At 70.8% G+C, this 6,887-nt stretch carries 6 protein-coding genes; 3 read left to right on the top strand and 3 right to left on the bottom strand.

Annotation, left to right across the window (positions count from 1 at the left end; all coding sequences use genetic code 11):
* Window positions 1-6: 6 nt before the first annotated feature.
* A complete protein-coding gene (locus tag MFF01_RS11470; RefSeq protein WP_238225438.1) occupies window positions 7-981 on the bottom strand; it encodes a quinone oxidoreductase family protein in 975 nt (324 codons plus the stop codon).
* Window positions 982-1,084: 103 nt separating this feature from the next.
* Window positions 1,085-2,476 carry a GntP family permease gene (locus tag MFF01_RS11475; RefSeq protein ID WP_238225440.1) on the bottom strand — a complete coding sequence of 464 codons (1,392 nt, stop codon included), beginning with the start codon at window positions 2,474-2,476 and terminating at the stop codon, window positions 1,085-1,087.
* A gap of 187 nt (window positions 2,477-2,663) precedes the next feature.
* On the opposite strand from MFF01_RS11475, the gene MFF01_RS11480 reads away from it, so the two are divergent.
* Entirely contained in the window at window positions 2,664-3,881 is a 1,218-nt protein-coding gene (locus MFF01_RS11480; protein WP_238225442.1) for an FAD-dependent monooxygenase, read from the top strand.
* 6 nt (window positions 3,882-3,887) lie between these two features.
* Here the strand turns inward: MFF01_RS11480 and MFF01_RS11485 are convergent, their stop codons facing one another.
* On the bottom strand, window positions 3,888-5,159 hold the full coding sequence (locus tag MFF01_RS11485) for a patatin-like phospholipase family protein (protein ID WP_238225443.1): 1,272 nt from the start codon (window positions 5,157-5,159) through the stop codon (window positions 3,888-3,890).
* A 202-nt stretch (window positions 5,160-5,361) separates the two neighbouring features.
* On the opposite strand from MFF01_RS11485, the gene MFF01_RS11490 reads away from it, so the two are divergent.
* Both MFF01_RS11490 and hspQ read left to right on the top strand, forming a co-directional pair.
* Window positions 5,362-6,414: an HpcH/HpaI aldolase/citrate lyase family protein gene (locus MFF01_RS11490; RefSeq protein ID WP_238225446.1), complete on the top strand. Its 1,053-nt coding sequence runs from the start codon at window positions 5,362-5,364 to the stop codon at window positions 6,412-6,414.
* Window positions 6,415-6,512: 98 nt separating this feature from the next.
* The gene (gene hspQ, locus MFF01_RS11495; RefSeq protein WP_238225448.1) at window positions 6,513-6,854 is read left to right on the top strand and encodes a heat shock protein HspQ; all 342 of its coding nucleotides are present in this window, start codon (window positions 6,513-6,515) and stop codon (window positions 6,852-6,854) included.
* The last annotated feature ends 33 nt before the right edge of the window (window positions 6,855-6,887 follow it).

Below are 6,887 nucleotides of genomic sequence, written 5' to 3' on the forward strand. Positions count from 1 at the left end.
ACGGGATCACGGGATCATCACCGTGGCGCCCGTGGTCTTGCGGCTGGCCAGATCCGTGTGGACCTGGGGGGCCTCCGAGAGCTTCGCCTTGGCATGGACGGGAATCGTCACCGCGCCGCTCGCCACCACGGAGAACAGGTTCTTGGCCATGGCGTCCAGGGTCTCGCGCTTGCCTGCATGGGCGAAGAGCGAGGGGCGGGTGGCGTAGAGCGACCCCTTCTGGCCGAGGAGCGCCAGGCTGAAATCGTCGACGGGCCCGGAGGCCGAGCCGAAGCTGACGAAGAGGCCGAGGGGGCTGATGCAGTCGAGCGACGCCGGGAAGGTGTCGCGGCCGACCCCATCATAGACCACGGGCACGCCCTTGCCGCCCGTGATCTCCTTCACGCGGGCAGCGAAATCCTCGTCGCGGTAGAGGATGACGTGGTCGCAGCCATTGGCGCGGGCCAGCTCCGCCTTCTCGGCCGAGCCCACGGTGCCGATGACGGTGGCACCGAGGTGCTTCGCCCACTGGCAGGCGATGAGGCCGACGCCGCCGGCGGCGGCGTGGAACAAGATCGTGTCTCCGGCCTTCACCTGATAGGTCCGGTGCAGGAGGTACTCGGCGGTGAGGCCCTTCAGCATCATCGCGGCGGCCGTGGTGTCCTCCACCCCGTCGGCGAGGTGCACGGCGGCGCTGGCGTTAATCACCACCTCCTCCGCATAGGTGCCGGCGGCCGAGCCGTAGGCCACGCGCTCGCCGACGCGGAAATCGGTGACGCCCTCGCCCACCGAGACCACGGTGCCGGCGCCCTCGTTGCCGGGGGTGAAGGGCAGCTGCGGGGCCTTGTAGGCGCCCGAGCGGAAGTAGATGTCGATGAAGTTGACGCCGATGGCGCTCTGGCGGACGCGGATCTGCCCGGGGCCGGGCTCGGGCACCGTGACGTCCTCGTAGCGCATCACCTCGGGGCCGCCGTACTCGTGGACTCGGATCGCCTTCGACATGGGGCTCGCTCCTCGTGCGTGTCGCGTCACGCCCGACATAGACGGTGGGCGCCGCAGCGCAATGGCGGGGTGCCCCCGGTACCGGACGGGACGCCTCCGGATCTCACACGAGGCCGGTGAGATAATAGACGCCGATCACCAGGAACACGGCGGACGTCTTCAGGAGGGTGACGGCGAAGATGTCGGCATAGGCCTGCCGGTGGGTGAGGCCCGTCACGGAGAGCAGGGTGATCACCGCGCCGTTGTGCGGCAGGGTGTCCATGCCTCCGCTCGCCATGCTGGCCACCCGGTGAAGCACCTCCATGGGGATGTTCGCCGCCTGCGCCGCCGCGATGAAGGAGCCCGACATGGCGGCGAGCGCGATGCTGAGGCCCCCCGAGGCCGAGCCGGTGATGCCGGCGAGCGCCGTCACCGTCACGGCCTCGTTGACAAGCGGATTCGGGATCGCTGAGAGCGCGTCGCGGATCACAAGGAAGCCCGGAAGCGCCGCGATGACGGCGCCGAAGCCGTATTCGGAGGCGGTGTTCATGGCTGCCAGCAGGGCGCCTGCCACCGCCGCCCGGCTGCCCTCGGCGAAGCCCCGCGAGACCGGGTGCCACGCGAAGGCCAGCACCGTGAGGATGCCGGCGACGAGGGCGAGTTCCACGGCCCAGATGGCCGTGACCGACGCGATGGGCGTCACGATGGGCTTGTCGAGGCCCGCGAGGCCCGTCTCGACCTTCGTCCCGTAGAGGAGTGGGATCGCCGCCGTGAAGACGAGGTTGGAGAGGCCCACCACCACGAGGGGCAGGAGGGCGACGGCCGGATGCGCGAGCGCGGCCGTCTCCGTCGTCGCCGGTTCGTTGCCGTGGCCGGTGCCGTAGCCCTCGCCCCGGCGCCCGGCCGCCGCGATGCGGGCATCGAGATAGGCGACGCCGACCACGAGGATGAAGGCGGCCCCGATGAGGCCGAGCCAGGGAGCGGCCCAGGTGTTGGTGTTGAAGAAGGTGGTGGGGATGATGTTCTGGATCTGCGGCGTGCCCGGCAGGGCATCCATGGTGTAGGAGAAGGCGCCCAGCGCGATGGTGCCGGGAATGAGGCGCTTGGGGATGTCGCTGAGGCGGAACGCTTCCGCCGCGAACGGGTAGACCGCGAAGACGACCACGAAGAGCGACACGCCCCCGTAGGTGAGCAGGTTGCACACGAGCACGATGGAGAGCACGGCGCGGCGCGCGCCCACGAGGCCGATCACCGCCGTGACGATGGAGCGCGAGAACCCCGACAGCTCGATGACCTTGCCGAACACGGCACCGAGCAGGAACACGGGCAGGTACAGCTTCACGAAGCCGACCATCTTCTCCATGAACAGCCCGGAGAACACCGGCAGCACGGCGGAGGGATCGGTGAGGAGCACGGCGGCCAGCGCCGCGATGGGGGCGAACAGGATGACGCTGAAGCCGCGATAGGCCACCAGCATGAGGAAGCCGAGGGCGAAGAGCGCGATGGCGAGGTTCATGGGTGTTCCTTCCCGCGCGCCCGCAGCCGCGCCACCTTCGTCCCGGGATGCTAACCGGCGCTGTTTTCCCGCACCATCGTGTCCCTTGACCGTTTCGGCCGGCTCCCTCTGTAAGACGTGACGGATCGGCCGGTCTGTCCCACTTCATCGCCGTCGTCGGCCGGCCCGCGTGCAGGAGAACAGCCCCGTGGCCCCATCGCCCCAGAGTGTTTCGCCCGGCGCCTTCGCCGTGGCCGTCGTCGGCGCCGGAGCCGCCGGTCTCGGCGCCGCCCTGGCGCTGGCCCGCGACGGGGTGCCCACCGCCCTCGTTGGCCGGCACGCCCCCGTGGCCGACGGGCGCACGGTGGCCCTCCTCGACGGGTCGGTGCGGTTCCTGCGGGCGCTCGGGGCGTGGGACGGCATCGCCCCCCATGCCAGCCCGCTCGCCGAACTCCACATCGTCGACGACACCGGCAGCCTGTTCCGGCCGCCGCCCGCCCGCTTCGTCGCGACCGAGATCGGCCTTGAGGCCTTCGGTTGGAACGTCGAGAGCGCGCGCCTCGTCGAGAGCCTGCGGGCGCAGGCCCGCGCGACCCCGAATCTCACCCTTTTCGAGAGCGACGCGACCGGGTCCCGCGTCGGTGCCGAGACGGTCGACCTGACGCTCGCGGACGGCACGGGACTCTCCGCCCGCCTCGCCGTCGGGGCCGATGGCGCCCGCTCGAAGCTGCGGCAGGCGGCCGGCCTCGTCCCGCGCGAATGGTCCTACCCGCAGGCGGCCGTCACCACGATCCTCGCCCATGCCCGCCCGCACCGGGACATCTCGACGGAGTTCCACACGCGGGAGGGGCCCTTCACCCTGGTGCCCCTGCCCGGTGGTCGTCGCTCCAGCCTCGTGTGGGTCATGGGCGAGGCCCGGGCGCAGACCGTGGCCGCCCTCGACGACGCGGCCCTGGCCCGGGCCGTCGAGACCCGGGCGCATGCGATGCTCGGGACCATGCGGATCGACGGGCCGCGCGGCCTCGTGCCCATGCGCGGCCTGGCCTTGCCGAGCCCCGTGGCCGCCCGCCTCGCCCTCATCGGCGAGGCGGCCCACGTCTTCCCGCCCATTGGTGCGCAGGGCCTCAACCTCGGCCTCCGCGATGCGGCGGCTTTGCGGGATGCGGTGCTGGAGGCTGTGGCGGATGGGCGCGATCCGGGGTCCCGAGCGGCGCTGGCGGGCTTCGCGCGCGGTCGAAGCCGCGATGCGCGCCTGCGCACCCTGGCGGTGGACACCCTCAACCGCAGTCTGCTCACCGATGTCCTGCCCGTGGATGCCCTGCGCGGCCTCGGGCTCCTCGCCATGACGACGATCGCCCCCTTGCGCCGGATCGTCATGCGCGAGGGCGTGGTGCCGCGCCTCGGGGCGCCGAGCCTGATGCGCTGACGAGGATCAGCGCCCGGCGAGGTCCTGGGCGGCCGCTTCGCCCGCGGCGGAGGTCCGCAGGCCGCCCACGCCGGTGAGGGAGACGGCCGGCAGATCCGTGGCTCCGGCCGAACGCCCGCTCTCCGGGGTCCCGTCGTCGCCCGCGAAGGCGGTGCCGTCCCGGCCGAGGGACTCGCCATGGGCGAACAGGGCCTTCATGTAGGCCTGATCGAAGGGCGCTGTGGTGGTCTGGGTGAAGCGTCCGTCGATCTCGGCCACGCGCAGGTCGAGGCCCGTGCGCCGGGCGAAGCCCCGGCTGAGGGCGAGGGCCGCGCGCATCTGGGCCTTGATCGCCGCCGACATGGAGCGGCCGAGGACGCCGAGGGTGGTGCGCGCGGCCATCTGGAATTGCGGGGTCAGCACATTGTTGACCACGAGGTAGACACGCTGCGCCGGCAGGGGCGCCGGATGGGCGGCCAGCAGCGTCGCCTCGGGGGCGAGGTAGTAGGGGGCCGTGGTGCCGCCGTCGTCGTGCATCTCCTGGATGCGCTTGGACCCGGCCACGGCCTCGACCATCACCGGCGGAAACACGCCCGGCACCGCCGAGGAGGCGAGGATGATGTCCCGGAACAGGGCGAGCGCCTTCGGGCCGCCGGTGCCCGCGATGGCGCCCATGTCCCACAGGACCGGCCGCTCGGAATCCACCGCCGTGGTGGCGACGAGGAGGCGCCGGCCCTTGGCGTGCTCGGCCGCGACGGCCTGGAGGAGCTTGGGGGTCACCGACCGGTCGATGCGCCGCTTCAGCGGCCAGGTGTCGGTGAGGGACTCGCTGGTGCCGCCGAACTCGAACACGTCGGCGGCCGAGATCTCGGTGTAGGCCTGGCGCAGGGCCTCGTCGCCGGAAGGTCCGATGAAGGCGAAGGGGGCGATCATCGCGCCCGTGCTCACACCGGTGATCACCCCGAAATCCGGCCGGGTGCCCGCCTCGCTCCAGCCCTTGAGGAGGCCGGCCGCGAAGGCGCCGTTCTCGCCGCCGCCGGACAGCACGAGCCAGGGCTGGGCAGCGGCCCGCGCGTCCGCGACGAGCCGGGCGAAGGCGGCGGGATCGTCCCCGGGAATGCGCACGCGCGCGGCGAACCCGTCGGGTTTTGCCGCAGCGGCTTCGGTGACGGTGAAGCTGCCGCGCTCCGGCGTCTTCACGCGCTCGGCGGACTGGGCCGGCTGCACCAGGGCGAGGCCGAACACGGTGAGCAACGCCGTGGAGCGCAGGCCGATACGCTTGATCGATGATCCGGACATGGGGTCCGTCCTTCGTTCAGTGTCGAGGTGCCCGCCTCGTTCGTCAAAACTCCAGAGGACAGCTCCCGTTCCGGATGGTCCTCCCATCGCGGGCCCAGGGCAATGGGTTTGGTGCGGCCGTGCACCTTTACGGCGGGGGCAGGCTTGAACTAACCGCTGGAGCGGGACCCCGACACACAAGAACCCGGAGCCTGAGACGCCGATGAAATTGCCCCGCCGCTTCTTCCAGCCGCTTGCCACCGGCGCGCCGGCTCCGTTCCGCGACCTTCCGGTCAAGCTCGAGCGGATGATCCACTTCGTGCCGCCGCACAACGACAAGGTCCGCGCCCGCGTGCCCGAGCTCGCTGCCACCGTCGACGTGGTGCTGGGCAACCTCGAGGACGCGGTGCCCGTCGATCAGAAGGAGGCCGCGCGCAAGGGCTTCGTCGCCATGGCGCAGGCCACCGATTTCACCGCCTCCGGCACCGGCCTGTGGACCCGCATCAACGCCCTGAACAGCCCTTGGATTCTCGACGACCTGTTCGAGATCGTCTCTCAGGTGGGCGACAAGCTCGACGTGGTGATGGTGCCCAAGGTCGAGGGTCCGTGGGACATCCACTACATCGACCAGCTGCTCGCCCAGCTCGAGGCGAAGCACGGCGTGAAGAAGCCCATCCTCGTCCACGCCATCCTGGAGACGGCCGAGGGGGTCGCCAACGTCGACGCCATCGCCTCCGCCTCGCCGCGGATGCACGGCATGAGCCTCGGGCCCGCCGATCTCGCGGCGTCCCGCGGCATGAAGACCACCCGCGTCGGCGGCGGCCATCCCGATTACCGCGTCATCGCCGATCCGACTTCGGACGGCGCCCCCCGCGCCTCTGCCCAGCAGGATCTCTGGCACTACACGATCGCGAAAATGGTCGATGCCTGCATGGCCAACGGCCTCAAGGCCTTCTACGGCCCGTTCGGCGACTTCTCCGACGGCGACGCCTGCGAGGCCCAGTTCCGCAACGCCTTCCTCATGGGCTGCGCCGGAGCCTGGACCCTCCATCCCAACCAGGTCGCCATCGCCAAGCGCGTCTTCGCGCCGGATCCGGCCGAGGTCGCCTTCGCGGTGCGCATCGTCGAGGCGATGCCCGACGGGACCGGCGCGGTGATGCTCGACGGTAAGATGCAGGACGACGCCACCTGGAAACAGGCCAAGGTGATCGTCGACCTCGCTCGCCTCGTGGCCGACAAGGACCCGGACCTGGCCAAGACCTACGGTCTGAAGTGAGATCTGCGGCCTGACGTGACGCGCCGTTTGTCATCGGCGGCCCGACCGCCGATGACAAGCGCACCGGGTCGGCTTATCTGGCAGGGATGAGCGATACGATGACCGCCACGCCCAAGATGAGAACCGCGAAATTCGGCCTCGGAGCCGTCGTCCGGCATCGGATCTATCCGTTCCGCGGAATCGTGTTCGACGTCGATCCGGTGTTCGACAACACCGAGGAATGGTGGCTGGCGATCCCCGAGGAGCTCCGGCCGCGCAAGGACCAGCCGTTCTATCACCTGTTCGCCGAGAACGCCGAGAGCGAGTACGTCGCCTACGTCTCCGAGCAGAACCTCGTGCCCGACACCTCCGGCGAGGCCCTGCGCCACACCGGCATCGCCGACGTGTTCGAGCGCGATGCGGAAGGCACCTACCGGATGCGCACCTCCCCGGCGAACTGATCCCGAGGGTACCCCAGACGAGAAAGGCCGGGC

The organism is Methylobacterium adhaesivum (assembly GCF_022179065.1).
In the GTDB taxonomy this organism is placed as follows: domain Bacteria; phylum Pseudomonadota; class Alphaproteobacteria; order Rhizobiales; family Beijerinckiaceae; genus Methylobacterium; species Methylobacterium adhaesivum.

Bases quoted from the DNA above. Each gene is read 5' to 3' on its own strand.
- MFF01_RS11470 (WP_238225438.1), bottom strand. From the start codon at position 981: ATGTCGAAGGCGATCCGAGTCCACGAGTACGGCGGCCCCGAGGTGATG.
- MFF01_RS11475 (WP_238225440.1), bottom strand. From the start codon at position 2,476: ATGAACCTCGCCATCGCGCTCTTCGCCCTCGGCTTCCTCATGCTGGTG.
- MFF01_RS11485 (WP_238225443.1), bottom strand. From the start codon at position 5,159: ATGTCCGGATCATCGATCAAGCGTATCGGCCTGCGCTCCACGGCGTTG.
- MFF01_RS11490 (WP_238225446.1), top strand. From the start codon at position 5,362: ATGAAATTGCCCCGCCGCTTCTTCCAGCCGCTTGCCACCGGCGCGCCG.
- hspQ (WP_238225448.1), top strand. From the start codon at position 6,513: ATGACCGCCACGCCCAAGATGAGAACCGCGAAATTCGGCCTCGGAGCC.